The sequence below is a fragment of the Neisseria sp. Ec49-e6-T10 genome (genome assembly GCF_051132615.1).
Classification (GTDB): domain Bacteria; phylum Pseudomonadota; class Gammaproteobacteria; order Burkholderiales; family Neisseriaceae.
This window is the reverse complement of the sequence record NZ_CP152375.1, coordinates 2,163,488-2,190,053: the sequence shown is the minus strand read 5'-3', so window position 1 is coordinate 2,190,053 and position 26,566 is coordinate 2,163,488. Positions and strand designations below refer to the sequence as shown.

Below are 26,566 nucleotides of genomic sequence, written 5' to 3'. Positions count from 1 at the left end.
ACACCTAACAATAAACTGTATATTATATTAGTACTTTTAATATATTCAATATGCAAACAACAGTTAAGCATTAATACAATCAGCCAATCAAATAATGCACCTAAAACGACACTAATATATATACTTATAACAATATATAGCATTACAATAATCACTGTTCATAGCTGATAGCTCTAAAAATAGGCAACGGATAAAATATGACTCACGCACAGATAGAACTAGGATTTAAATTAGCCATTTACGGTTGGTTACCATTTTGTTTTTTAGTTTTTATATATTTACTGTATTGCGTTTATAAAAAAATAGCACAAAAACGTTGGATTTTAGAGGCAACTTTAGCAGATAAAAATAAAATTGCACTGGCAACATTATGGTATTCGTTACCCGCAATAGTTACTTTAGTGATTATGGTGATACCCGCAATTTATTTTAATCATTTAGTCAAACAAGAAGATTATTGCCTCACTATTATTAAGGTAAATAAGATAAATACGATAGAAAATCCTTTTTTACAAGACAGATGCAGTAGTTTTGATTTACCAGAACTGATTGAACGAACGAAGCCAAACTGAAATCATTAACTCATGTTTATGCATATATTTAGTCAATAGCATAAAAACTGATGCCAATTTAACAATCAAAAGCAGATAAAAATAGATGGAATAATCTGCTTTTATCGACTGTCTTATAACCTCATTGACAATGTTTTGCTTTATATTGATAACGGTCTAATAAAACAAGGATATTAGGATTTCTTGCTCAATCTAAATGCTCCTATATTCTCTCCCCATGGATTTTATTCTTATTTATTATCTGGTTGTTGAATATCAATTTAAACATATTCGCCATCAAAATCTTCACTCGAATAGTCAATACCCTCGCATATCGATATCATTTGCTTTTACTATTTCTGCTTATCCTTAAAGTTTAGGAGGCAATCATATTGACTTCTCGCCAACCTCTAACACTATTAAAAAATACTATTTGTTTTGCTTGTTTCACTTCATCTCGTTTAATGGTTCGTTCAAGCAGCTTACCTTCTGCTAATAAATGCGCACGCATCACACCAGCCAATAGACCACTTTCAACCGGAGGCGTGAGCCATTGTTCATTTAATAAAATAGCCACATTACCATTAACGAACTCTGTTACTTCATTCTTTTCATTAAAAAGAAGACGCTCTTCGTTTAAAGTGACTTCTGGGTAATGACTGCGTTCTGTAGTCTTATGATATAAAAACACATTATGCTGATTCACTGGCTGATCTGCCCACGTCGCCGTTAACTGCTGGGTATTTTCCATAATGTGTTGGACATCTAACTGTACATGCCCAATTTGAGACAATAACAATCTGACTTTATAATGCCCTTTAGGATACTGCTTGGCAATTTGCTCCAATTGTTGATTAATTTCTTGCAAAGAAAATACAAAACCGAAATATAAGCTTGACTCATACAAGCGCTGTAAATGTAATTCTTTTAAAAAATAATCTCCACTATCCAATAAAATACTTTCTAACAAATGTTCAGGAAAAATCATTTCTTTCAAAATAATGTCTGCTTTATCCAATAACTCCTGATATTCAGCAGCAGATGTTGAATCCCAAGTGATCCCACCCCCTACCCCATAAGTGGCCTCTTTTTGTTCAGAATCAATCATCACTGTACGAATAGGCACATTAAAACAGGCTTCTTTTTGAGGAGTGATATAACCAATTGCACCACAATAAATGTCACGAGGCTCATTTTCAAGCTGATTAATAATATTCATGGTACTCACCTTAGGCGCACCTGTAATTGAGCCACAAGGAAATAATGCTTTAAAGACATCAACAATCCCTGTATGCGCCTTCAATGTTGCGGTAACAGTTGACGTCATTTGCCACACATTAGGATATGGCTCAACATCAAACAAATAAGGCACTTTTACTGTACCAACCTGAGCAATATGACTGACATCATTTCTAAGTAAGTCAACAATCATAATGTTCTCAGCTCGGTTCTTGGTACTATTGTATAATTCGTTTTTATTCTTGATGTCTTCTGTGTATGTTTTTCCTCTGGCGGCAGTACCTTTCATTGGCTTCGTGGTCAATACATTATCTTTTAAATGAAAAAACAGCTCAGGAGAAGCACTAATTATTCTGTAACGACCTATATTTAAATAAGCAGCATAACGTGCTTGTTGTATTTTTTTTAAATGTTGATATAAAAATTGCTCATCAAGTTCTTGATAATTTGTTTTTAAACGAACTGTATAATTTACCTGATAAGTGTTTCCCTGCTCTATTTCATGATGAATACGCTCAATCGCCTGCTCATACTGAGCTTTTGTCGTTTTCGCTTGCCAATGAAACTTCAATGATTGAATATAATCTTTAGGTAAATTAACTTCTTCTGGTTGAGATAAAGCCCGATCAAACAAGCCAAACCATAATAAAGGCATATTAGTGGAAGAAGCACAGCAATAACGTTCATCAAAGGCTTTTGCTGCCTCATAAGATAGAAAACCAGCAGCAAAATAACCTTTTTCTACCCACTCTTCCACCTCTTTTAAACAAGTCAAAACTTGCTGGATATCATCAGTTTGGATAATTTTGGTTGGTTGTTCAAATCGTACCGATTGTGCTAAAAAATCAAAATTAAGTTCAATCACAGACAAACACCTACATATCTAAGAATAACCTATTATAGGCTAATTTAATTGAACATCACCAACCTTACCCCATTAACCTCATCTGTCTAGATTCAAATCAATTTTTTTTATAACTCAGTATTATTAAGCAAAGAAAAACCCAAACAAATTTTTATAATAAATTTAAATATCAAGCTTAGAAAAATGATTGATCTTATTGCCCAAAAAACACATTTATACATATGTCATTATATTTACTCAAACAAAAACACTCCTTTTTTACAACATAAAATCATGAGTAATAATAAAACATTAATCAAAAAAATTACCTTTTCATACAAAAAAATCAATCAAATTCATAAATTTCCATTTTCAAACAATACACCTGTTGTTATACTTTTATTTTTATTAAATCTTTTAAGAGAATATTAAAACCATGAACAAAAAAGTGATTTCCGTTTTATTAGCAAGTTTAGTATTAAGCCTAAGTGCTTGTGATGATAAAAAAAACTCAGAGGGCAATGATAAACAATCAGCCAGCACCACAGCAAATGGGAATGCAGTAGAAAACACTCAAACAAAAGAAGATTCTGTACAAGAAGTATCAGCAACAGACGAGGCTGTTTCAAAAAAAGTGAATGACTACATCAAAACCAATAATACATTGATGGATTTTTGGAAACTAGGCATCACAGAGGCCAGTATTCGTTGGGCAGAAGAAGACAAAGTTAAAGTGTCAAAAGGCGACTTCACTAAAATTAAAAGAAGTGGCGTATTTGACCGAGGTAGCAAAGCACTGGAAAAAACCTTACAAGAAAACACTGTTAATTTAGGTGAATTAGATACTGCGGCAAAAACCCTTTTAGAAACAATTAATACTTATTTACCTAAATGGCAAGAATTAGAAAAATACAATGAAGCCAAAAAATTTGAAGACGATAATGGTGCTAAAGGAAAAGAGCTTTTAGTCAGCTATCAAGAAGGCTTACCAAAAATTGAAGCGGCTTACAAAGCATTTGATCAACTATTAGATGTTTCTATGAAACAAGAACAAGCAAAGCGTATTGCTCTTTATAAAAAAGAAGGTCGTTTACTAGAGCTCTATACCGAAGAATCACTTGGTAGCGCGGAAAAAATGCTGAGCCTATTTGAGAAAACAGATGACTTTAAAAACCAAACCAAAATTGATGAAGCCAACAAAATATTGGCTCAGTTAGATGAAAATTTGGATGCGCTAGATAAAGAATATAATGCTCGTAAAGCAGAACAAGACAGTAGAGTAGACAGTGGTTATGGCTCTGTACATAGAGATTTAACTTCTTTTACTGGTATTTATAGAGAAGCAAGAAAAAACCCTAAAAAAGCCAATGATCTAGTCCGAAAATACAATGATGCAATAAGTTCATACAACCGTATTCGATAATCATTGCTTCAACCAAAAATAGGCACTTTGTATAAAGTGCCTATTTTATTTAGACAACTAATTAAAAATTTATATTTATCAAAAAGTTAAAAAATAATATTTACAAATACCATTTTCCTACATTAATCAATTCTGTCATGCACCATGCTCAATCATAATGAATAAGAAACAACAAATATAACTTATGTTGACATTAATTCAATAATGCTAATTAAATGTATATACATGTATATTTAATTCATTTACAATAATTTTATAAAGGTGCTCAAAGTTTATGTTTTTATATTTTGAGTTAAACGGGAAACAGGTGATGAATCCTGTGCTGCCCCCGCAATGGTAAATAAATGTTAACAAAAGACCTTGCTTGACAAATTATGTCCTAAAAGCAACCACTGCATAAAATTTATGTGGGAAGGTGGTTTTTTGATGAATAAGTTCAGCATTTATAAGCCCAGATACCGGCCTTTAAGTATGACGGAAACTGCGGAAGGCGGTGGAACGTAATTGTTTTTTTCTCGTTTCTGGTGCAAAAATTTAAGCACTAAAGTTCCTTTTTCCCGATTAAATAATTAATGCAAATGAATTATTTAGGAGGTCTACACATGTTAAAAAAATCGCTATCCCTTATAGTGAATCATGCCAATTGTCTTTTAAAAAGGAGTGGATCATGATTAAAAAAATCACTTTTTGGCCAGGTTTACTAACTGCTATTGGCACAGTTATCGGCTCAGGAATATTCTTTAAGAGTGATGATATTCTACGATTAACCAACGGTAATGTTACTACAGCGATTATAGGCTGGATTATTTTTGGTATCAGTTTAACTTTTGCGGGAATCAGTGTGTCAGTTGTTGCTCAACATACTAATAGTCCTGGAGGTTCTGTGGGTTATATTAAAGATATTTTTGGGGAAAAATATGCTTTTTTGGTTGGCTGGTTTGAAGCAATTATTTATATGCCAATACTTATATCCTTATTAAGTATTGTTGCATCAATTTTTTTCTTTCAGTTTATCGGATATGATACGCGCAGCATTTCACCACTGATTATCAATAGTGTTGCCCTTCTTTTTATTTTCATCACTTTTTTTTATAACTATATCAGCACCCGATTATCAGCACTGTTTTCTTCTACATCAACAATTATTAAATTTTTACCTATTATTATTATTGCAGCAGCTGGATTAATCAATTTTGATCACGCATTGATTATGAAAGATTTGAAAGATTTTCAATTCAATGAATTTACATCTCCTTTATTATCTATGTCTTTTAGTTTTGGAGGCTGGATTGTAGTGGCGACACTATCTAAAGATATGGAAAATCCCCAAAGAGATATGGGCAAAATTCTGGCAATTAATGCTCTAATCATTACCATTGCTTATGTCATGTATTTTATAGGCATCACCATGTTGATGCCAGCCAATGAAATTATCAGTTATGGAGATGCGCATGTAGCATTAATTGCAAACAGATTACTTGGTAATTATGGAGAAAAAATACTATTATTCTGTGTATTAATATCAGTTTTAGGGACACTTAATGGCAAAGTAATTGGCGGTTTCCGCTACCCTCATGCCTTAGCACAACAAAAGGACATTCCTTTTTCTTCATTTTTTCGCAAAGAAAGTAAGTTTAAAACTAATGGTACTGCTGCTTTATTGACACTAGTAATTTCACTAATCTGGTTTACCTGTTATACCATTCAAGCAATAGCCAAAACTAATGCCTCTGTTGAAGCATTAGCCACAAAAGAGTATATGTTTTCAGGTATTAGTTTTGAAGATATACCTATTATGATTGTTTCCTTTGAGGCAATTGCACTTATGGTTGGTGGATATCTTCTAGCCAAACGACACAAATTAGGGGTATTCAAAACTTATATTGCACCTTTTGTTGGCATAGTAGGACAAATTTATGTAGTGGTTTCTTTTGTTCACACTAATAGCTCATGGTTATTTTATATGTTTATTTCAGCAATAATCATAGGAATAGGTGTAAGTATCAGAACGTATTTAAAAAGAAAAGACACTTTTCAGTTTATCGTTAACAAAAGTACCGCCTTTCAACATAATCTCTTTTTGCCCTTACCTGTCATGATGACAACATTGGCATTATACGCCATCCCAAATAGCCAGTTCCCATCGCATAAAATGACTTTTTATCAAAAAATGAAGGAGCTTACTTTAACCTTTACATTTATGAAATAAGGCCTTTATATACAGTTTTTATGGACAAAACAAAAATAATCTATACAAATAATAGGTTATTTTTCAAACCATAATACTGAGCATGAATATCCTGACATTTACTTAAGCTGTCAGGATATTCATGCTCATAAAAACAACTATAAAATTACGCATTACCCTTTAAAATAAAAAATCCTATGATATTGAATAATAACTAATTACTAATCAGGTTATTAACTTTGCTTGATACAAAAAAATTCCAAAGGCAAACTGCTATTGACATCAAAAGCAGCACCTGCTTCTACCCCTTTTTGCGCAATCTGAGCTGCATCAAAACCTTGTTCATATAAAGCATACATAGCCCCCATTGCAAATTTCCGTCCACTACCAATGGCCCAAAAGCGTTTAAATTGATACACTTCGCGCATAGGATACACGGCAAAAATGCCGCTTGTATTGGCAATTAACAACACCATTTGGCTGGATTCGTATGGATCATCCTCTTCCTCTTCAGGACGTAAAAAAAAGCGTTCTTTTAATTTAGGGTGTAATTTACAAAAAGTAGCAAAAATACGCTCTCTCCCCATTAGATCGGCATTTTTAACATTCTTTAATGCTTCTTTGAGCACCAAGTCATGTGCGGCACTGCCTGAAACGGCAAGAAAACTGTCACCGTGTCGAAAGATTTTACTGGGAAAAGCATCATCATAAGCCAATAAGCGTTGATCATCCCCAAATGTTGTCTGGGTGTCCGAAGCAATGGCAATTTGCTGATCTTTGTGTACAATAGTAATTGTTGTCATAGAATTTATAAATAAAGAATGTGCGGGAAAAAATATGTGCCAGCTTTTAAGCATGAATTGTAACACACCTACAGATATTGTCTTTTCTTTTGAAGGGTTTCGTCGCCGTGGCGGATTAACAGATGAACATGCTGATGGTTTTGGTATCGCATTTTTTGAAGGCAAAGGAGTACGCCTGTTTCGAGATGATAAACCTAGTGCTCATTCCCCTGTGGCAGATTTGGTTAGACAATATCAAATAAAATCAACCAATGTTATTGCCCATATTCGTAAAGCAACCCAGGGACAAGTTAATCTGGCCAACACCCATCCATTTGAACGTGAACTTTGGGGGCAGTATTGGGTATTTGCTCATAATGGTAACTTAGAAAACTTTCATTTCAGTCATGCAGAGTATTTTAACCCGGTGGGTGAAACAGATTCAGAACAAGCATTTTGCTTTATACTGGAGCAGTTACGACAAAAATACCCAACCCGCCCAAATAATCAAGCCATTTTTCAAGAAGTAAAAATGCTTTCAGAAAAAATTCGCGCCTATGGCACATTCAATTTTATTTTATCCAATGGCGATTGGATGATGGCACATTGCAGCACCAATCTACATTATATTGTTCGCAAAGCTCCATTTGGTGAAGCACACTTAATTGATGAAGATATGAGTATTGATTTTAATAAAGAAACCACACCAAATGATCAGGTTGCTGTCATCGCGACATTGCCCTTAACCCTTAACGAAACATGGACACCTTTTGCAAAAAATACTTTATTATTGTTTCAAAATGGTCAACCCATTCATCTTTAAAATAATGGTTTATCCACTTTATTTTGAGCAAATACCCCCCATATAGAGGCTCAATGAGCGCCAAATACATAAATTGTTTGGCGTTTTAAACAGATGAAGTTAAAATAAATGGTTTATTTACCCAATTTTTCAGGAAAAAAATATGATTGATTTCGCTTTTGCCGACACAGCCGCCGTAGCACAAGAGACTGCTCCAGCATGGATGCAATATGGTCCTTTGGTGCTCATTATGGTTGTTGCTTATTTCTTATTGCTTGCTCCTGCTAAAAAACAACAAAAAGCGGCAGTAAAAATGTTAAATGAACTTGAAAAGGGCGACGAAGTTGTATTGGCTAATGGTATTGCTGGCAGAATCACTAAAGTTGGTGAAAAATTTCTGACCGTTGAAATTGGCAAAGACACTGAAATTAAAATGGAACGACGCCCTGGCATTATTTCAACCAAACTTGAAAAAGGCTCACTAAAAGACCTATAACTTAACCATAGCACGCTTTTTAAGCGTGCTTTTGTGTTCAAAAAGAGTATACAATGAATCGCTATCCCCTCTGGAAGTATATACTGATTGTTGCTGTATTGATTATTGCAGCAATTTACACGGCACCTAATTTTTTTGGTGAAACCCCTGCCGTCCAAGTATCCACGAATCGCCAAGCCATAAAAATTAACGAAGATACATTAACAAAAGTATCTGACGCTTTATCTCAAGCAAAAATCAATAATGAAGGCATTTTTTTAGACAGTGGCAGTTTAAAAGTTCGCTTTAAAAACACAGACAGCCAACTTAAAGCAAAAGATGTCATCGAAAAAACCTTAGGTGATAATTATATTATTGCCTTAAGTCTAATGTCTGACTCCCCGGTTTGGATGAATAAAATCAAAGCCAAGCCAATGTTCCTTGGTTTGGATTTACGTGGAGGTGTCCACTTCTTAATGGAAGTAGACATGAAAGCAGCCAACGACAAACTCATAGAACGTTATTCAGGTGATATTCGCCGTGCACTTAAAGACATCAACATTACTGCAGATAAAATAGAGCGCAATCAAAACACTTTGGTGATTTCTTTAGCTGACCCTCAAACACAAAATGATGTGATGAAAGCTTTAAAGAAAAACTTGCCAGCGCTAACCCTAATACCACGCGGTGATGGTTCAATTGAAGCTACAATTGAGGACAGTATTGTTCAGCAAGTTCAATCTAATGCGGTTACGCAAAATATTGCCACTTTAAACAATCGGGTGAATGGTTTAGGGGTTGCCGAACCCATTATTCAACAATCTGGCGCCAATCGTATTGTTTTACAACTACCTGGCGTACAAAACCCAGGACAAGTAAAAGACATTATTGGTCGTACTGCAACCTTAGAAGTTCATATGGTTGCCTCTGACCCTAGTTTATTGAATCAAGCTATCGCCGGTAATGTGCCTGATGGCTATATTGTACTCTCAGAAAAAGATTCTTCTGGTCAAGAGTATCCTATTTTACTGAATAAACAAGTTGAGCTGACTGGAGATAATATTAATGATGCAGCAGCAAGCTTTGATGGTCAAAATAATCAACCGGGTGTTTCAGTACGCTTTGACTCAGTAGGCACCAAAATATTTGCTGATTTAACCCGCGAATACCAAGGTCAACGCATGGCAATGGTTCTGGTTGAACAAGGCAAAATGGAAATCATTACAGCCCCAACCATTAAAGCCATCATCGATAATGGCAGCACCTTTATTTCTGGTAGCATGAACATTGAAGAAGCCAATGATATAGCCTTATTGTTGCGCTCAGGCTCTTTAGCTGCGCCGATGAAAATCATTGAAGAGCGAACAATTGGCCCAAGCCTAGGACAAGAACAAATCAGCAAAGGTTTTCATTCAGTCTTATGGGGCTTCGTTGCCGTTGGCGCATTCATGGTTCTTTATTATCGCTTATTTGGTGTATTTTCTGCCCTTGCGATGACATGTAACCTATTACTTCTCATTGCTATTTTATCGATGATGCAAGCGACACTGACGCTACCTGGTATTGCTGCTATTGCTTTAACACTAGGCGTATCTATTGATTCAAACGTCTTGATTAATGAGCGAATAAGGGAAGAGCTTCGCGCTGGAGATACACCTCAACAAGCAATCAGCCTTGGTTACCAACATGCTTGGGCAACCATCGTAGACTCCAATGTGACTTCATTCATTGCAGGTCTGGCCTTGCTGATTTTTGGTTCTGGTCCAGTACGTGGTTTTGCAATCGTCCATTGTTTGGGTATTTTAACCTCCATGTTCTCTTCTGTTGTCGTATCACGTGCATTTGTGAACCTTTGGTATGGTCGTCGTCGTCATCTGCAAAGCATTTCTATTGGTCAGATTTGGCGTCCAGATAACCAAATCACATCCACTTCTGTTACAAAGGAATAAACAACATGGAATTTTTTAGAATCAAACGTGATATTCCGTTTATGAGCTATGGCAAGCTCACCACATTTATTTCTTTAGCGACATTTATTCTTGCAGTTTTTTTCCTGATCACTAAAGGGTTAAATTTTTCGGTTGAATTCACAGGCGGTACGGTCATGGAGTTGCGTTATAGCCAAAGCGCCAACTTGCACCAAATCCGTGAACGTGTTGAAACACTTAAACTCGGCGAAGTATCGGTACAAAATTTAGGGACATCTCAAGATGTCATGATTCGTTTACCTAATAAAGAAGGCAAAACATCTGCCCAAGTTTCTGATGAAATCATGAATCTCTTGAAACAAGACAACCCAGATGTGACTTTACGACAAATAGAGTTTATTGGACCTCAAGTAGGTAATGAGTTGGTTACCCATGGCTTACTGGCTATTGCCATGGTTTGTATTGGTATTATTATTTATTTATCCGTTCGATTTGAATGGCGTTTTGCAGTTTCTGCCATTATTGCCAATATGCACGACGTGGTGATTATTTTAGGGTGCTTTGCCCTCTTCCAATGGGAATTTTCACTCACTGTATTAGCAGGTATTCTGGCGGTACTGGGCTACTCCGTCAATGAATCTGTTGTGGTGTTTGACCGTATCCGTGAAAACTTCAGAAAAGGCACCATGCGCAATAGATCTGTACCAGAAGTTATTGATAATGCGATTACCTCTACCATGAGCCGTACCATGATTACTCATGCTTCCACTGAAATGGTGGTTGTGTCTATGTTGATTTTTGGTGGTGCAACCTTACACGGGTTTGCCATAGCGTTAACGATTGGTATTGTGTTTGGCGTATATTCTTCTGTATTGGTTGCCAGTCCTCTTTTACTTTTATTTGGTTTAACTCGAGAAAATCTGTCCAAACCTGTTAAGAAAAAAGAAGAAGCAGTTGTTTAACACTTTAGGCTATCTGAATAACAGATAGCCTAAAAATCATGAGAAACCATGGAATTTTTAACCTCTATCGTTGATTTTTTTCTCCATATTGATCAACACCTAGATACCTTAAGCTCACAGTATGGTTCGTGGATTTATGCCATATTATTCTTGGTGATTTTTTGCGAAACAGGGCTTGTTGTCACCCCATTTTTACCCGGTGACTCTTTGCTTTTTGCTGCGGGCAGTATTGCTGCACTAGGCACAAGTATGGATATCCATATCATGGTACTGTTACTGACAACAGCAGCCATTTTAGGCGACACAGTCAATTACGCAATTGGCCGATTTGTTGGTCTAAAACTGTTTAAACCCAATTCACGTTTTTTCAAACAAAGTCATTTAGATAAAACACATGCTTTTTATGAAAAATATGGGGGCAAAGCCATTATATTTGCGCGCTTTATGCCAATTATTCGTACTTTTGCCCCTTTTGTTGCGGGTGTCGGTAAAATGACATACGGAAAATTTTTCCTATATAATGTCATTGGTGCCATTTTATGGGTGTTTTCATTTAGCTATGCAGGCTATTTCTTTGGCAATTTACCTTTTGTAAAATCCAACCTGACACTTATTATTCTGGCTATTATTGTTGTCTCAATCCTACCGGCTGTTTTTGAATTGATCAAATATCGCCGACAAAAAGGTTAAACCAAATAATGAATCGTATTGCTCCGTTACCCGACCACTTAATTAACCAAATTGCAGCAGGTGAAGTGGTTGAACGTCCAGCAAATGCAATCAAAGAAATCATCGAAAACAGTATTGATGCTGGCGCAGACCATATTCAAATTGAACTGGTTCAAGGCGGCATCAAGCTAATTAGAGTCACAGATAATGGGCAAGGTATTCATGCCGAAGATTTACCTTTAGCATTACATCGACACGCAACCAGCAAAATTAAAAATTTACAGGATTTAGAACATGTACGCAGTATGGGTTTTAGAGGTGAAGGATTAGCCAGCATTGCAGCAGTAAGCCGTTTAACCTTAACCAGTAAACAAACTGACGCAAAACACGCCAGCCAAATTATCGCTATTGATGGTGTCTTACATCCTGTTAGTGCTGCAGCTCACACACAAGGCACCAGTATTGAAGTGGTTGATATTTATTTTAATACCCCTGCCAGACGCAAATTTCTAAAATCAGACTCAACCGAATATGCGCATTGTATGACCGCGATAGAACGCATTGCTTTGGCACACCCGCATATTGCATTTGAAGTCAAACACAATAACAAAAACACACTCAAGTTACCGAAACAAAGCCAATTAGAACGTGCAGGTGCTATTTTAGGGCAAGATTTTCAAAAAGCAGCAATTGAGATCCAAGCAGAACCACACTCTCAATTAAGCATTAGTGGCTATATTTGTAACCCAACCTTTGCAAAAGGGAAAACAGATAAACAATTTTTTTACGTTAATCAACGCTTCGTAAAAGACCGCGTTTTACAACATGCATTAAAACAGGCTTATCAAGATGTATTGCACAATCAATTGACCCCCGCTTTTGTTTTATTTTTAGAGATGCCACCTGAAAATATTGATGTTAATGTGCACCCAACAAAAACCGAGATTCGTTTTCGTGACAGCCAAGCTGTGCATCAGCTGGTTTTTCATGCAGTACAAAAAGCCTTGGCGCAAACAAAAGCCAGTGTGATGCCATCTATCACACAAAATCACTTAGCAACAGAACAAAATCAAACAGAAGCAACATTTTTGACACCAAACCACCTTGATATACCGTTTTCTAACAAACCCACTCAATCAAGCTCAGGTAAGGTCTCCCCTGCTCCGTTTAGATCAACTGGCACAACCCAACGCCCATTAAATTTACAACAAACAAAAGAGGCATTGGCAACTTATCAAACGCTTTATCAACATCCTAAACAGTCAGAACCAACTGCTGAAGAACCACAATACACACAAAAGTCACTCATTAACACAAATGCTGGTTCACCTACTCAGGATGAGTCAACGTCTTACCCACCATTAGGTTTTGCTTTAGCACAATTATTAGGTGTGTATATACTGGCGCAAGTGGAAGATGGTCTTATTTTGGTTGATATGCATGCAGCACACGAACGCATTACCTATGAGCGACTCAAAACACAATTTGCTGATGGACAACTGGCAGCACAAGCCTTATTGCTGCCAATCACCTTTAAAGCCAGCCATCTTGAACTGGCCACACTAAATGAAGCACAATCTGATCTACATACTTTAGGTTTCGATACGCAAAGCAATGATATGAACGAAATCATCATCAACAGTGTGCCTCAGCTACTTAAAAATACAGATCCCATTAAGTTAGTACAAGATATTTTAAAAGACATTGCCCAGCATGGCACAAGCTTTAGTGTCACCCAACACAGTCATGCTTTACTGGCAACTATTGCTTGCCATGGTTCTGTTCGTGCAGGAAGACAACTGACCATTGCCGAAATGAACCAATTATTAAGGGATATGGAACAAACTGAAAGAAGCAACCAATGCAATCATGGTCGACCAACGTGGCTTAAATTAACCCTAACAGAACTTGACCAACTATTTATGCGAGGTCAATAATCGGCATGTTACCCATTATTGCGATCATTGGCCCTACTGCTTCTGGGAAAACCCAACTGGCTCTAGATTTAGCCAAAACACATCCAATTGAGGTGATCAGTTTAGACTCTGCCCTAATTTATCAGGATATGGATATTGGCACAGCCAAGCCCAGCCGTTTAGAGCAGTCACAAGTACCTCATCACCTCATCGACATCATTACCCCACTGCAAAACTATAGTGCAGCCGATTTTGTTCATGATGCAAAAAAATTGATTGCACAAATTCACTCAAAAAATAAAATTCCTGTTATTGTGGGTGGCACAATGATGTATTTTAAAGCGCTAACGGAAGGGTTAAACGACTTGCCACAAGCGGATGAACACATTAGGGCTCAACTACAACAACAAAAAGCACAATTTGGTTTATCATCTTTATACCAACAGTTAAAAGAGGTAGACCCCATCACAGCGGCTCGTTTAAAAGAAAATGACAGCCAACGTATTGAACGTGCTTTAGAAGTTTTTCTCCTTACCAATAAACCAATGAGTGAACACTTTGCCCAAGCACAAAAAAACCATACGCCTTTACCCATAACCACTTTGGCTTTAATACCTGAAAACCGCGCCCAATTACATAAAAAAATAGCCTTACGTTTTGAACAAATGTTGGCTCAGGGGTTTCTTACAGAAGTCACTCATTTAAGAGAAAAATATCCAACCCTAACAGAACATATGCCATCGATGAGATGTGTTGGTTACCGTCAAGCATGGCTCTATTTGGATCAGCATATAGATTATGCACAAATGGTCGAACAAGGTATAATTGCCACCCGACAATTGGCCAAACGCCAACTGACATGGCTTCGCCAATTAAAGAGTCAATATATTGTTGATCCATATAGCCCAGAAGGGCTACAAATCGCCTTAAACACACTTGAGCAACATATTAATTTGTCCTTATGAATAACATCAAACACCCAACGGCTTCATTGACCCGTCGTTTTTTCTCTTTATTATATGAATCATTACTGGTATGTGCTATTTCCTTAATTGCCCTACTTGTCACTATTCCATTTTCCCTGACGATGGGTTCAGATAATATTGTGGTACGAATGATTGCGTTGATTATTTTACTGACCGCATGGGCTTGCTACTTTAGAATAACATGGTTAAAAGTAGGACAAACATTACCCATGAAAGTATGGAGTATTAGGATTGAAAACCTTAATGGACAATTAATTTCTTCTACTCAAGCGTGGGCACGTTTCTTTTGGGCTGTATTATTTTTAGCCATTATTCCAGCATTTTCCTATTATGCTATGCGCTTTTACTATCCACCTAAAATAGCATTTTATGGTTCATTATTATGGTGGATATTGCCGTGGGGCTATGCCTTTTTCGATGTAGATAAACAATTTTTATATGATAAACTTTCAGGCTCTCGTACGGTGTTACATAAAAAAGAAAAAAAATCATAAGCATATCTCTTTTAACAACAATTATTTACTAAATGTCATTAAAAATTTACGTAGCCAATACCCTTTACTTAAGTTATATTGACGGTATTGGCAGTAAAAAATTTTATTGTCATTAAAATTTATTCAAATCAGTTTTCAAATAGAATTTAATATTCTTTTGTTTTTATCTGTATACATAACAATAATAAGACATAAAATGAATCATTTTTTACTCAAAATAATATATTGTGCGCATCAAAATAAATTCTTCCATTTATCTTATCCATAACAGATGTTTTTCATGAATAATAAATTTTCTTTTCGATTGTCTAAAAAAAGTAGAACGCGATTAATGCAAGCCAATCGTATTACCATCACAATCAGCGATTTTCATGGCAGTAGAAGCTTTGTAACCAACCGTAAATTAAAAAAATGGTTTGTGATTTTTTGTTTACTGATTTTTACTTACTGCGCACTCAGTACAGTTACCTCATTGTTATTGGGTAAAGAGTATCGAAAAATGGAGGCACTCAAGCAAGAAAACATAGAATTAGCATTATTCAAACAACAAGTAGAAGACGAACAAGCTCGAGCTCAGGTTCGCTTTGACCTAGACAATATTAATCAAACAGCATCAACCAAAAAAACTGCTTTTTTAAGACTCTTACCCAATGGCTCTCCTATTGTTGGTCAAGAAGCCCAAATCACCAGTGATTTTGGGATGCGCATTCACCCTGTTAATGGAGGCAATAAAGCCCATAATGGAACAGACATCAGAGCGCAAATAGGCACACCCGTACAAACAACAGCAGATGGTATTGTGGTTTTTGCCAATACTCAAAATGGCTATGGGAAAGTCATTAAAATTGAACACGCCTATGGTTTTCAAACTATTTATGCTCATTTAGATGAAATTTTGGTTAAAGAAGGCCAATTGATTACCAAAGATTCATTAATTGCTAAAAGTGGCAATACAGGTATCAGCAGTGGTGCCCACCTACATTATGAAGTACGCTATTTAGGCCAACCACTGGATGCAGCAAACTTTATTTACTGGAACGAACAGCAATTTGACTACGCATTTAAAAACGAAAAGGGAATCAAATGGGCATTTTTCATAAACAAAATAATTTAGGTAATGATAAACAGATGACCACTATTTCAGCCAATACCGAATGTCAGGGCACATTAGACAGCCATAACACTATTCAAATTGATGGTATCTTTGAAGGCAAAGCCACATCCAAAACCAGAATCATCATCAGTGAAAATGGTACAGTAACTGGTGACGTTCATGCAGAAGAAATATATGTATACGGTAAATTAGAAGGACAAATTTATGCAGAAAAGGTTTTAATCGGGGAAAAAGGTCATGTCAACGCCACTATTCATTCCGAATATCTGGTGATTATGGAAGGTGGCCAATATGTTGGTGAAAAGAAAGAAAAAAGCCACTCAACCACCAATAACACCCTAACCAAACCTCAGCCAAACCTATCTGAACAGAATTTGAGTAGCACACAAAAATAATCAATAAATGACCTGAATTCAGACAATCTCATTCAGGCACAATGATTGAAAAAATCAATATATTATAAATACCCTAAACAAAGGCCATATTCTGGCTTTTGTTTGCTTTCAATGCATAATTCTTATATGATACCCATGTTGTGTATACATTCAAAAAAACAATAAGGGAAACAACTCAAAGTAAAGATACCTTATCAATAGGCGTCATTATTTTCTTGATCATAAAACAATCATTTCACATCTACAATTCGAGTACAAAAAATGATGAAAATTAATCGTTATAGCTTTTTTATTGCCTGTCTTATCCTCACCATATTGTCACTATGTTTGACACCATTTTTTAACTGGATATGGGCATTATTTACTATTTTTGGCCTATTATCATTAATAGGCATATATGATGTTATTCAACAAAGACATGCTGTTTTACGCAACTATCCAATATTAGGACATATGCGTTATTTAATCGAGAATATTCGACCAGAAATTCGTCAATATCTAGTTGAAGCAGAAAATGAAGCATTGCCTTTTTCCCGTGCCCAACGCTCTTTAGTATATAGAAGAGCCAAAAATCTTACTGCAGATCAACCATTTGGCACTTTACTGGATACAGACAAACAAGGTTTTGAGTTTATTGGGCACTCCATGACCCCCAAACCAGCCCAACCTATTTCCAGTTATCGTATCAGTATTGGTAATGAGCAATGCCAAAAACCTTACTCAGCATCTTTATTTAATATCTCCGCCATGAGCTTTGGTAGCTTAAGTGCCAACGCGATTAAAGCTTTAAATAAAGGCGCAAAAATGGGTAATTTTGCACATGATACCGGAGAAGGCAGTATCAGTATGCACCATGAAGAATATGGTGGGGACTTGATATGGGAAATTGCCAGTGGCTATTTTGGTTGTCGTGCCGCAGATGGTACATTTGATGCAACTAAGTATGCCCAAACTGCAGCGCATGAACAAATCAAAATGATTGAAGTAAAATTAAGCCAAGGTGCCAAACCTGGCCATGGTGGTATTTTACCAAAAGAAAAAATTACTCAAGAAATCGCCATTACACGAGGCATTCCAATGGGAGAAGATTGTATTTCACCACCTTCTCATTCTGCATTTAGCAACCCAATGGAATTTATGGCTTTTTTAAGCCAATTAAGAGAGTTAAGCAATGGCAAACCTGTCGGTTTTAAATTGTGTATTGGTTACCCATGGGAGTTTATGAGTATCGTCAAAGCCATGCTTAAAACAGGTTTCATCCCAGATTTTATTGTTGTAGATGGAACAGAAGGTGGTACAGGAGCGGCACCATTAGAGTTTAGTGATCATATTGGGATGCCTATGCGTGAAGGTTTATTATTTGTGCATAACACACTGGTTGGCGCTGGCATACGAGACAAAATCAAAATTGGTGCTGCAGGTAAAATCATCAGTGCTTATGACATCATCAGCACCATGGCTATTGGCGCTGACTGGATTAATTCAGCACGTGGTTTCATGATGGCTGTTGGCTGTATTCAATCACAAAGCTGCCACACCAATAAATGCCCAACAGGTGTCGCCACTCAAGATCCGCAACGCCAAAAAGCATTAGTAGTGCCAGATAAAGCAGAACGCGTGTTTAACTTCCACAAAAATACGCTCAAAGCTTTATCTGAAATGGTTGCGGCCGCAGGCCTAGAACACCCAGCCCAAATTACCGCACACCATGTTTCCAGACGTTTTGCAGATGGTAGAATTCAGCCCCTTTCTTCTCTTTATACTTTTATTGAAGAAAATGCACTGATTAATGGCTCAGTACAAGATCCGTTTTATCAAAAAATGTGGGCTGCAGCCTCCCCCGAAAGTTTTAATGCGGATGTGTCTGTTGTTTATTAACTAAATACATCTAAATATCTAAAACGCCTATATCCTATAGGCGTTTTTGGTTTCTTAAATTTCATTCAAAAACACATTATGTCAAATCACTGTATAAAATTTTAAAGAGCTTAATTTTAATTATTCGTCACAAATTTATTTCATCAAATACAAAAAGCTGTTTCAAAATCTATTCCCATGGTAAAATCGCCTGTTAAATTGAATACTGTACAAGCCACTTTTTTATTTTTTTAGAAAAAACAAAAAGTTGCTGTCATCATCTTAAGATTAAAGGGTTCACTAATGGAAGCTAAGTTAGAAAATTTAGAAGGTTTAAAACGTAAATACACATTTTCAATCAAATGGGAAGATGTGAATGCTGAAGTCGATACACGCATTAAAAAAGCGCAAAAAAAAGCAAAAATTCAAGGTTTTAGACCAGGCAAAGCACCGTTAAAAATGGTTGCTTCCATGTATGGTGCTGGTATCAATGAAGAAGTGGTCAACGAAACAGTTCAAAAAGCATTTTTCCAAGTGATCGTTGATCAAAAAATCAAAATGGCAGGTTACCCAAGTTTTGAAGCACAAAAAGAACAACCTGACGAAAAATTGTTAACCATTGATGCCACTTTTGAAGTTTATCCTGAAGTGACTATTGGTGACTTAAGTAGTAAAGAAGTCGAAAAAGTCAGCTGCCAAGTGAGCGATGCTGAAGTGGAAAAAACCATTGATGTTTTACGTAAACAACGTACTCGTTTTGAAAGAGTAGAACGTGAAGCCAAAGAAGGCGATCGTGTCATTATTGACTTTAAAGGCACAGTTGACGGTGAAGCATTTGAAGGTGGTAGTGCAACAAACTTCCCATTTGTATTAGGTGAAGGTCGTATGTTACCAGACTTCGAAACCGGTATTAAAGGCATGAAAGAAGGTGAAACAAAAGACATTAATGTTACCTTCCCAGAAGATTACCATAGCAAAGACTTAGCTGGAAAAAATGCCGTTTTTGCTATTACAGTACATAATGTAGCCCAAGCTGAGTTACCAGAAGTTGATGAGGCTTTTGCAAAATCTTTAGGCATTACAGATGGCAGCGTAGAAAAAATGCGTGAAGAAATCAAAAAAAATGTTGAGCGTGAAGTCAAACGCAGAACAGCAGAAATGACCAAAGAAAGTGCAATGCAAGCTTTATTGGATGCAACCGAAATCCAACTACCCAATGCATTGGTACAAGAAGAAATTGTTCGCTTAATGAACGAAATGCGTCAAAATTTTGCCAATCAAGGTTTGGACCCTAAAACCATGCCACAATTACCAGCAGAGATGTTCCAACAACAAGCTGAGCGTCGTGTTTCTTTAGGTTTAATTTTAGCTCACCTTGTTGATAGTAACAAACTAGAAGCAAAAGATGAGCAAGTAAAAGCTTTAGTTGAAGAATTTGCTGACAGCTACGAAGACCCTGAAGAAGTGGTTCAATGGTATTATTCTGACAAGAAAAACCTACAAGGCCCTACTTCTTTGGTATTAGAATCTAACGTGGTTGATTACGTATTAGAGCAAGCAAAAGTAAATGAGAAAAACATGACTTTTGACGACATTATGGATACACAGGCACGTACAGCTTAAACGCAAATAATCATTTGAAGCACTAAAGCGGCAAAAAGTCGCTTTAGTGCTTTTGTACCATATACACATATTTCAAGGAGCATACTTATGCATAATAAACCAAGCATTGAATCTTTAGGCTTAGTCCCTATGGTTGTTGAGCAAAGTGGCCGAGGTGAGCGTGCTTATGATATTTACTCACGCCTACTTAAAGAACGCATTATTTTTCTGGTTGGCCCTGTCACAGATGAAACAGCCAATCTGGTTGTGGCACAAATGTTATTCTTAGAGTCAGAAAATCCAGATAAAGATATTTCTTTATACATTAACTCCCCTGGCGGTGTGGTCACTTCTGGCTTATCTATTTATGACACAATGAATTTCATCAAGCCTGACGTTTCTACATTATGCCTTGGCCAAGCAGCCAGCATGGGGGCATTTTTACTGTCAGCTGGTGCAAAAGGTAAACGCTTTGCTTTGCCTCATAGCCGTATTATGATCCATCAACCTCTATTAAGTGGCGGTGGCTTATCAGGACAAGTAACTGACATTGAAATTCATACCAAAGAATTAATCAAAATCAAAAGACAATTGAACCAAATCATGGCCGAGCGTGCAGGTAAAACACTAGAAGAGTTAGAACGAGATACTGATCGTGATAACTTTATGTCTGCACAAGACGCTTGCGATTATGGTCTAATTGACCAAGTTTTAGCTAATCATTCAGATATTAAGGCTGCCTCATGAGTGATGATTTACAACACTGTTCCTTCTGTGGAAAATCAGAAGACGAAGTCAACCAACTGATTCAAGGTAAAGATGGCGGCTGCATTTGTAACGAATGTGTTGCAGCCTGCGGCCAAATTTTTGCCCAAGACAATAATCGTGGTTATACAGATGAAGAAGCACCTGCAGCGGATGTGACTAAATTCGAAGATTTACCCACTCCAGAAGAATTGTGCAGCAGCTTAGATGAACACGTGATTGGGCAAGATTCGGTCAAAAAAACCTTATCTGTTGCTGTTTATAACCACTATAAACGCTTACACCATCCTAAAGTAAAATTATTGGATATAGAGTTAGCCAAAAGCAATATTTTATTAATTGGTCCGACTGGTTCTGGTAAAACTTTATTGGCACAAACGCTTGCGCGTCGCCTAGATGTGCCTTTTGTGATGGCAGATGCCACAACACTTACAGAAGCTGGTTATGTTGGTGAAGATGTAGAACAAATCATCACTAAATTGCTGAGCAAATGTGATTTTAATGTTGAAAAAGCACAACGAGGCATCGTGTATATTGATGAAATAGACAAAATTGCCCGTAAAAGTGACAACCCTTCTATCACCCGAGATGTATCAGGTGAAGGTGTCCAACAAGCCTTACTCAAACTGATTGAAGGAACAGTGGCTTCTGTACCACCACAAGGCGGACGTAAACACCCAAATCAAGAATTCATTCAAGTCGACACCACTAATATCTTATTTATTTGTGGGGGTGCATTTGATGGACTGGATAAAATCATTCGCCGCCGCTCAGAAAAAGGTGGCATAGGTTTTGGTGCAGAGATTGTCAGCCAAGATAATAGCAAAGGCATCACTGAACTTTTTGCTGAAGTGGAACCAGAAGATTTAATCAAATTTGGTCTGATTCCTGAGCTGATCGGCCGTTTACCAGTAACGGCAACATTGGCAGAACTCAGCGAAGAAGCCTTGGTGATGATTCTAACTGAGCCTAAAAACGCATTAATCAAACAATATCAAGCTTTGTTTAATTTAGAGGATGTGCAACTAGAGGTCCTGCCTTCTGCTCTACGTAGTATTGCCAAACAAGCAATGGCCAGAAAAACAGGTGCCCGTGGTTTACGCTCTATTTTAGAACGTGCCTTATTAGAAACGATGTATCATTTACCTAGTCAAGATAATGTGTCTAAAGTCATTATCGATGAAAAAGTTATTGATGAAGGCAAACAGCCTGAATTGATTTACAAATAATAATTTTTACTATCTTGTGGGATAACCTTTAATTTAAGGTTATCCCATTATTTTTGTACACAAACATTTCAATGAGCATTGTTTTTTTCAGCTCAAACTCCATTTTCGAAAATTTTGACGGTTATTTCAGTGATACACACAAACACATCATAACCATTTATAATGACCCCCATTTATTTTATTAAAGGCTTTTATATTATGTCGGCTCTTACACGTACCATTAAGGTATTATCATTATCCTGTCTACTTTTAAGTATACAAACTGCTTTGGCTCAAACAAATACCGATCATTCTAAAGCCTTATTCCTACATGCCACAGAACAATTGTGGCAAAACTCCTTTGAATTTGAAGGCAAAAGCACTTATTTACTCAAATCAGACAATACTCAACAATCAGTCTTATCAGCCACACAGCCCCAAGACAAAGAAGATTATTTCTCAGCAATCCTTAGCTCTGCCTTTAAAGTCATAGGTTCTATTTTAGAAACCACTTATAACCTCGCTGGAAACAGCCAAATGTACATAAAAGGCGGAGTTGACAGGAAAAAGGAGAAAATGGGTATTCATATTGATTTGTCTTCACAGTCTCATAATTTAGACACCAAGATCACACTTCCTTTTTTATATGATTATCGCAATCACACTTATATCTTTGGCTTTAATGAAATAAATCCATTCTTAATGGATAAAACAACTATTTCGCCTCAAGAATATCAAAATAAATACATCAGAATTGATGTTGGAGAAGAAATTAATACCATCAAGAAAATAGCCAACATTCAGGATTTTCAACAATATTTTATTCAACAAAACAATACCCTACTCTCAGCTTTACCAGACCGCTTTTTTCAAGAAGTTACCCTATCATCTGAGGACAAAGCACAATCTGGTGTCAAAAAAATCCGAATGATGATGACCGTTACAGAAATGTATGTTCTTCTTGACATGATGATGCCCGAATCATTATCAGAAGAAACAACTAAATTAAATTTTGAAGAACAATTAGAGAAAAAGAAAACAGAGTTGGCAGGTATCTTTGGAGGTCTCTCAGAAGAAAAACAAGATAATGAACAAAATAAAGCTTTTGAAGATTATTTCAATACCCCCATCCAAATGGACTACCTTTTAAATAGTAAAAACCAGTTTATTAAAATAACATCAAACAGCACAACTTCCATGTCCCTGTTTAATCATATACTTAACATTCCTAATACGGCACCTGATTTAATAAGTTCTGCAGAATATTTAATCAAATATACTAATCGCCCAAATTTAGGTTTTGAGCCTAAAGCCTCTCAAATTATTGACCTTCCTAAAAATGAACAACAAAAAGCTGAAATAGACGATAGCACTGATGATGAACAAGAAACAGACGAAACTTTAGTTCTAGAAGAGGCTGTAGATGCTCAATCAACGATAGAAATTAAAGATGAAGATGCTGCGGCCTCAGTTACCCAAGAATAAACCCTGCTCAAGTATGAGTAAACCGATTTACATTTACGAGAAACAACCTATGTCCTATTTAAAAAATTCTATTTATATTGTCTGTTTTAGTACGGTATTGAGCTTAACCGCCTGCCAAAGTATCACACCAGTACAAGACCCAAAAATGGCCTTACAAAAAGGTATCCAGCCTTTGTTATCAAAATCCTATGAATTTGAAACCATTATTGATTTTGACTCTTCTAGTCAAGCAACTTCAAAGCAAGCTAAGCAACAGGAAGAAGGAAAAGAAAGAGCTGAAGATATCATTTTGAGTCATTTATTGGCACATACACAGTTTTATACTAAAGGTGCATATGATCACATACAAAAGAAAACCAGCGCCCAAGCAAACTTAAGGACAAAAACAGATCATATTTATGTCAATATAAAAACAGCAACTTTACTCACAAAAACAGAAAATAAAGAAAACAATATCGTATTAGATGTACGAGACTTTAATCCTCAGTTCTCTTTCCTGATGCCAGAAAAAGAGCGCCTAGCTTACCAGAATAAATACGTTCGTTTTTCTTTACCAAAATCAAGAGAATCCCTCTCAATTGAAGAGATCAAACAACTATTTGATTCAATTGATGAAACAGCTTTTGTCAGTGTTCCTTTAGATAAAAAAGATCGTCAGTTAGGTGGTAAAACCAAAATACGCATTAATTTAAGCCAACAACAGCTTGAAAAGCTGTTTCCTTCTACACGTAATCATGTTCTTCATGAAGAAACATTCCATACAGAGGACGAAGAAGAAACACCTTCTACATCTCAGGCTCAATTAACAGACAACCCTATATTATTTAGTATGAATGTTGTGTTAAATAGCCAAGGTGACATTGTTCGACTCACGAACAACAAATTAGATGACACCATATCATCTGCTGTTTTATCAGAACTTTATTATTTACCCTCACTGACAAAATTACTGAATCAAGCAAAGAATATTAATGTTCAAGTTAATATTACTCAATATGGATCTGTGTCATTACCCTTTAACCCTGATGAAGCTTCTATTGTTGATTTCAAAACAAAAAATCTCGAAACACTTGATCATAATGATTCTGAAGAGGATTTAAGACAAATATATGATAAAATCGCTATGATTAAGATGCCTGTAGAAATGGCTATTTTCGAAGGGAAAAAACCTGTTAGTACTCAAGCGCAAGCAAAAAAAATTAAAAACAGCCAATTCATTGAAAGCCCTTCTGACGAAATACGGCTAACGATCCAACAAAATAGCAAAAAGCCTGATCAAGTGACCGTGACTGCTACTTTCAAAAAGCCAGCAACACAAGCATTCATTGGTACTCGATTTATGTTTAAACGTGACGCCATCGGACAATGGCACTGCACATTTTACACAGGTGGTAAAAAAGAGATTGATACCTCATCAATTGAGTCATTATGTTCAATTAATACCAAATCAGCTAGATAGTTAGCCTAAAACACAATAAAATTGCCTTGGCTGTATATTGCCAAGGCAATTTTTACTTTTATATAAAAGACCTACCCTATTATGTACACACTTACATTATTAAATGAAATCAAACTATTTAATATTATTGAAATAGCAGGCACCATTGCTTTCGCTATTAGTGGTATCCGCTTAGCAGCCAGCAAACATTTTGATTGGTTTGGTGCATTAGTTGTCGGTTATGCAACTGCTATTGGGGGCGGTACATTGCGCGACTTATTACTGGGCATTACCCCTTTTTGGATGCTTTCCAGTCTATATTTATGGTGTACAATTGCTGCATTGGCATTTGTGATTATCTTCCGTCGCTTTTTAGCCAAACTGGACAATACTTTTTTCTGGTTTGACGGTATTGGCCTAGGGCTATTTGTAGTGGTTGGCGTAGAGAAAGCCATGGCTTTTGGTTACACCACATGGATCAGTGTTTTTATGGGTACCATTACAGGCATTGTAGGTGGGATTATCCGTGACATTATGATTAATGAAGTGCCCATTGTATTCACACAAGAACTCTATGCAATTGCCTGTATTATAGGAGGTTGTATTTTCTGCCTATTACACTATTTTGGCGTCATCACCCCAATAAATGAACTTATTACTGCTTTATCTGTCTTCGTTATACGTTTATTAACCACCAAATACAAACTACGACTTCCGACTTTAACATAAGGAAAAACACATATGAATAAATGGGCACACACACTTGCATTCATTGGTTTAATCAGTGCAGCCACAATACAAGCACAACCACTAAATTATAATTTGGTTAATCTAAGCGAATCGGCCAGCCGCTCTGTTGAACGTGACGAAATGACAGCGACACTCATCATTCAAGAAGAAGGCAAAACCCCAGCCGAACTGACTAAAAAAGTCACCTTACAAACCAACCAACTTTTACAAAAAGCACGTCAAAATAAGGCACTTGAGGTTGCTCTAGCTGGGCGTAATAGTTACAGAACAGATACCAAAAGTAATGTTTGGCGAGAAACAGCAACCATTACATTAACCAGTAAAGATTTTAATGCCATCAATACATTTATTGCTGATGTACAAAGTTATGCGCGCATTCAAGATATCTCGTTCACCGTGTCTAAAGACAAACTATTGTCTTTAGAAAATGAACTGACCGCAGAAGCATTACAACGTTTAAAAAATAAAGCACTGTTTATTGGTAAAAATATCGGTTTAAATCATTATCAAATTGTGACACTGGATATTGGTCAACAAGGCATTCAACCTGTTTACCAAAGAATGAGCATGGCAAAGAGCGCTTCAATTTCAATGGATTCAGCACAATCAGCCTATATTCCCGAGGTAGAAGCAGGCAAACAAGATGTTATCTTACGTGTTTCGGCCCAAATTCAGTTAAGTAAATAACAAAAA

23 protein-coding genes and 1 riboswitch are annotated in these 26,566 nt (G+C 36.4%); of the genes, 21 read left to right on the top strand and 2 right to left on the bottom strand.

Translation table 11 applies throughout. The features are described 5' to 3' along the window. Window positions 1-197 precede the first annotated feature (197 nt). Window positions 198-572 carry a hypothetical protein gene (locus tag AADH04_RS11045; RefSeq protein WP_434777332.1) on the top strand — a complete coding sequence of 125 codons (375 nt, stop codon included), beginning with the start codon at window positions 198-200 and terminating at the stop codon, window positions 570-572. Between the two features lie 355 nt (window positions 573-927). On the opposite strand, the gene pabB is transcribed toward AADH04_RS11045, so the two are convergent. After that, entirely contained in the window at window positions 928-2,655 is a 1,728-nt protein-coding gene (gene pabB, locus AADH04_RS11040; RefSeq protein ID WP_434777331.1) for an aminodeoxychorismate synthase component I, read from the bottom strand. A gap of 415 nt (window positions 2,656-3,070) precedes the next feature. Between pabB and AADH04_RS11035 the strand changes: the two genes are divergently transcribed. After that, window positions 3,071-4,057 (top strand): DUF3829 domain-containing protein, encoded by a 987-nt coding sequence (locus tag AADH04_RS11035; protein ID WP_434777330.1) that lies wholly within the window; start codon window positions 3,071-3,073, stop codon window positions 4,055-4,057. A gap of 242 nt (window positions 4,058-4,299) precedes the next feature. Further along, window positions 4,300-4,538, top strand: a riboswitch (cobalamin riboswitch). A gap of 186 nt (window positions 4,539-4,724) precedes the next feature. Next, complete coding sequence (locus tag AADH04_RS11030) at window positions 4,725-6,266, top strand: APC family permease (protein ID WP_434777329.1); 1,542 nt, start codon at window positions 4,725-4,727, stop codon at window positions 6,264-6,266. Window positions 6,267-6,478: 212 nt separating this feature from the next. Here AADH04_RS11030 and AADH04_RS11025 read toward each other — a convergent pair whose 3' ends face one another. After that, entirely contained in the window at window positions 6,479-7,048 is a 570-nt protein-coding gene (locus tag AADH04_RS11025; protein WP_434777328.1) for an MFS transporter, read from the bottom strand. A gap of 34 nt (window positions 7,049-7,082) precedes the next feature. On the opposite strand from AADH04_RS11025, the gene AADH04_RS11020 reads away from it, so the two are divergent. The 18 genes from AADH04_RS11020 (at window position 7,083) to AADH04_RS10935 (ending at window position 26,560) form a co-directional block, all read left to right on the top strand. Then, a complete protein-coding gene (locus AADH04_RS11020) occupies window positions 7,083-7,850 on the top strand; it encodes a class II glutamine amidotransferase (RefSeq protein ID WP_434777327.1) in 768 nt (255 codons plus the stop codon). Between the two features lie 142 nt (window positions 7,851-7,992). After that, entirely contained in the window at window positions 7,993-8,325 is a 333-nt protein-coding gene (yajC, locus tag AADH04_RS11015) for a preprotein translocase subunit YajC (RefSeq protein ID WP_434777326.1), read from the top strand. A gap of 53 nt (window positions 8,326-8,378) precedes the next feature. Continuing rightward, window positions 8,379-10,253, top strand: coding sequence for a protein translocase subunit SecD (gene secD / locus AADH04_RS11010; RefSeq protein ID WP_434777325.1), 1,875 nt, complete (start codon window positions 8,379-8,381; stop codon window positions 10,251-10,253). 5 nt (window positions 10,254-10,258) lie between these two features. Then, window positions 10,259-11,194 (top strand): protein translocase subunit SecF, encoded by a 936-nt coding sequence (gene secF / locus AADH04_RS11005; protein WP_434777324.1) that lies wholly within the window; start codon window positions 10,259-10,261, stop codon window positions 11,192-11,194. A gap of 48 nt (window positions 11,195-11,242) precedes the next feature. After that, window positions 11,243-11,884: a DedA family protein gene (locus AADH04_RS11000; RefSeq protein ID WP_434777323.1), complete on the top strand. Its 642-nt coding sequence runs from the start codon at window positions 11,243-11,245 to the stop codon at window positions 11,882-11,884. 8 nt (window positions 11,885-11,892) lie between these two features. After that, window positions 11,893-13,800 carry a DNA mismatch repair endonuclease MutL gene (gene mutL, locus AADH04_RS10995; RefSeq protein ID WP_434777322.1) on the top strand — a complete coding sequence of 636 codons (1,908 nt, stop codon included), beginning with the start codon at window positions 11,893-11,895 and terminating at the stop codon, window positions 13,798-13,800. A gap of 5 nt (window positions 13,801-13,805) precedes the next feature. After that, the gene (miaA, locus tag AADH04_RS10990) at window positions 13,806-14,744 is read left to right on the top strand and encodes a tRNA (adenosine(37)-N6)-dimethylallyltransferase MiaA (RefSeq protein WP_434777321.1); all 939 of its coding nucleotides are present in this window, start codon (window positions 13,806-13,808) and stop codon (window positions 14,742-14,744) included. Further along, window positions 14,741-15,259, top strand: coding sequence for an RDD family protein (locus AADH04_RS10985; protein WP_434777320.1), 519 nt, complete (start codon window positions 14,741-14,743; stop codon window positions 15,257-15,259). Before miaA ends, AADH04_RS10985 begins: the two co-directional genes overlap by 4 nt. Window positions 15,260-15,539: 280 nt before the next feature. After that, on the top strand, window positions 15,540-16,373 hold the full coding sequence (locus AADH04_RS10980) for a M23 family metallopeptidase (RefSeq protein ID WP_434777319.1): 834 nt from the start codon (window positions 15,540-15,542) through the stop codon (window positions 16,371-16,373). Next, window positions 16,343-16,768, top strand: a complete 426-nt coding sequence (locus tag AADH04_RS10975; RefSeq protein WP_434777318.1) for a bactofilin family protein — start codon at window positions 16,343-16,345, stop codon at window positions 16,766-16,768. The genes AADH04_RS10980 and AADH04_RS10975 overlap by 31 nt, the downstream gene beginning before the upstream one ends. 261 nt (window positions 16,769-17,029) lie before the next feature. Further along, a complete protein-coding gene (locus AADH04_RS10970) occupies window positions 17,030-18,646 on the top strand; it encodes an FMN-binding glutamate synthase family protein (RefSeq protein ID WP_434777317.1) in 1,617 nt (538 codons plus the stop codon). 282 nt (window positions 18,647-18,928) lie between these two features. Further along, the gene (tig, locus tag AADH04_RS10965) at window positions 18,929-20,248 is read left to right on the top strand and encodes a trigger factor (protein ID WP_434777316.1); all 1,320 of its coding nucleotides are present in this window, start codon (window positions 18,929-18,931) and stop codon (window positions 20,246-20,248) included. 87 nt (window positions 20,249-20,335) lie between these two features. Next, entirely contained in the window at window positions 20,336-20,974 is a 639-nt protein-coding gene (gene clpP / locus AADH04_RS10960) for an ATP-dependent Clp endopeptidase proteolytic subunit ClpP (RefSeq protein ID WP_434777315.1), read from the top strand. Then, entirely contained in the window at window positions 20,971-22,221 is a 1,251-nt protein-coding gene (gene clpX / locus AADH04_RS10955; RefSeq protein WP_434777314.1) for an ATP-dependent Clp protease ATP-binding subunit ClpX, read from the top strand. Before clpP ends, clpX begins: the two co-directional genes overlap by 4 nt. Window positions 22,222-22,419: 198 nt before the next feature. Next, on the top strand, window positions 22,420-23,685 hold the full coding sequence (locus tag AADH04_RS10950; protein ID WP_434777313.1) for a hypothetical protein: 1,266 nt from the start codon (window positions 22,420-22,422) through the stop codon (window positions 23,683-23,685). Window positions 23,686-23,734: 49 nt separating this feature from the next. Beyond that, window positions 23,735-25,144 (top strand): pilin, encoded by a 1,410-nt coding sequence (locus AADH04_RS10945; protein WP_434777312.1) that lies wholly within the window; start codon window positions 23,735-23,737, stop codon window positions 25,142-25,144. 81 nt (window positions 25,145-25,225) lie between these two features. Further along, window positions 25,226-25,852 carry a trimeric intracellular cation channel family protein gene (locus tag AADH04_RS10940; RefSeq protein WP_434777311.1) on the top strand — a complete coding sequence of 209 codons (627 nt, stop codon included), beginning with the start codon at window positions 25,226-25,228 and terminating at the stop codon, window positions 25,850-25,852. A 12-nt stretch (window positions 25,853-25,864) separates the two neighbouring features. Beyond that, complete coding sequence (locus AADH04_RS10935) at window positions 25,865-26,560, top strand: SIMPL domain-containing protein (protein WP_434777310.1); 696 nt, start codon at window positions 25,865-25,867, stop codon at window positions 26,558-26,560. Window positions 26,561-26,566: the final 6 nt, after the last annotated feature.

Coding starts and splice junctions, on each gene's coding strand:
- AADH04_RS11045 (WP_434777332.1), top strand. CDS start 198: ATGACTCACGCACAGATAGAACTAGGATTTAAATTAGCCATTTACGGT.
- AADH04_RS11035 (WP_434777330.1), top strand. CDS start 3,071: ATGAACAAAAAAGTGATTTCCGTTTTATTAGCAAGTTTAGTATTAAGC.
- AADH04_RS11030 (WP_434777329.1), top strand. CDS start 4,725: ATGATTAAAAAAATCACTTTTTGGCCAGGTTTACTAACTGCTATTGGC.
- AADH04_RS11025 (WP_434777328.1), bottom strand. CDS start 7,048: ATGACAACAATTACTATTGTACACAAAGATCAGCAAATTGCCATTGCT.
- AADH04_RS11020 (WP_434777327.1), top strand. CDS start 7,083: ATGTGCCAGCTTTTAAGCATGAATTGTAACACACCTACAGATATTGTC.
- yajC (WP_434777326.1), top strand. CDS start 7,993: ATGATTGATTTCGCTTTTGCCGACACAGCCGCCGTAGCACAAGAGACT.
- secD (WP_434777325.1), top strand. CDS start 8,379: ATGAATCGCTATCCCCTCTGGAAGTATATACTGATTGTTGCTGTATTG.
- secF (WP_434777324.1), top strand. CDS start 10,259: ATGGAATTTTTTAGAATCAAACGTGATATTCCGTTTATGAGCTATGGC.
- AADH04_RS11000 (WP_434777323.1), top strand. CDS start 11,243: ATGGAATTTTTAACCTCTATCGTTGATTTTTTTCTCCATATTGATCAA.
- mutL (WP_434777322.1), top strand. CDS start 11,893: ATGAATCGTATTGCTCCGTTACCCGACCACTTAATTAACCAAATTGCA.
- miaA (WP_434777321.1), top strand. CDS start 13,806: ATGTTACCCATTATTGCGATCATTGGCCCTACTGCTTCTGGGAAAACC.
- AADH04_RS10985 (WP_434777320.1), top strand. CDS start 14,741: ATGAATAACATCAAACACCCAACGGCTTCATTGACCCGTCGTTTTTTC.
- AADH04_RS10980 (WP_434777319.1), top strand. CDS start 15,540: ATGAATAATAAATTTTCTTTTCGATTGTCTAAAAAAAGTAGAACGCGA.
- AADH04_RS10975 (WP_434777318.1), top strand. CDS start 16,343: ATGGGCATTTTTCATAAACAAAATAATTTAGGTAATGATAAACAGATG.
- AADH04_RS10970 (WP_434777317.1), top strand. CDS start 17,030: ATGATGAAAATTAATCGTTATAGCTTTTTTATTGCCTGTCTTATCCTC.
- tig (WP_434777316.1), top strand. CDS start 18,929: ATGGAAGCTAAGTTAGAAAATTTAGAAGGTTTAAAACGTAAATACACA.
- clpP (WP_434777315.1), top strand. CDS start 20,336: ATGCATAATAAACCAAGCATTGAATCTTTAGGCTTAGTCCCTATGGTT.
- clpX (WP_434777314.1), top strand. CDS start 20,971: ATGAGTGATGATTTACAACACTGTTCCTTCTGTGGAAAATCAGAAGAC.
- AADH04_RS10950 (WP_434777313.1), top strand. CDS start 22,420: ATGTCGGCTCTTACACGTACCATTAAGGTATTATCATTATCCTGTCTA.
- AADH04_RS10945 (WP_434777312.1), top strand. CDS start 23,735: ATGTCCTATTTAAAAAATTCTATTTATATTGTCTGTTTTAGTACGGTA.
- AADH04_RS10940 (WP_434777311.1), top strand. CDS start 25,226: ATGTACACACTTACATTATTAAATGAAATCAAACTATTTAATATTATT.
- AADH04_RS10935 (WP_434777310.1), top strand. CDS start 25,865: ATGAATAAATGGGCACACACACTTGCATTCATTGGTTTAATCAGTGCA.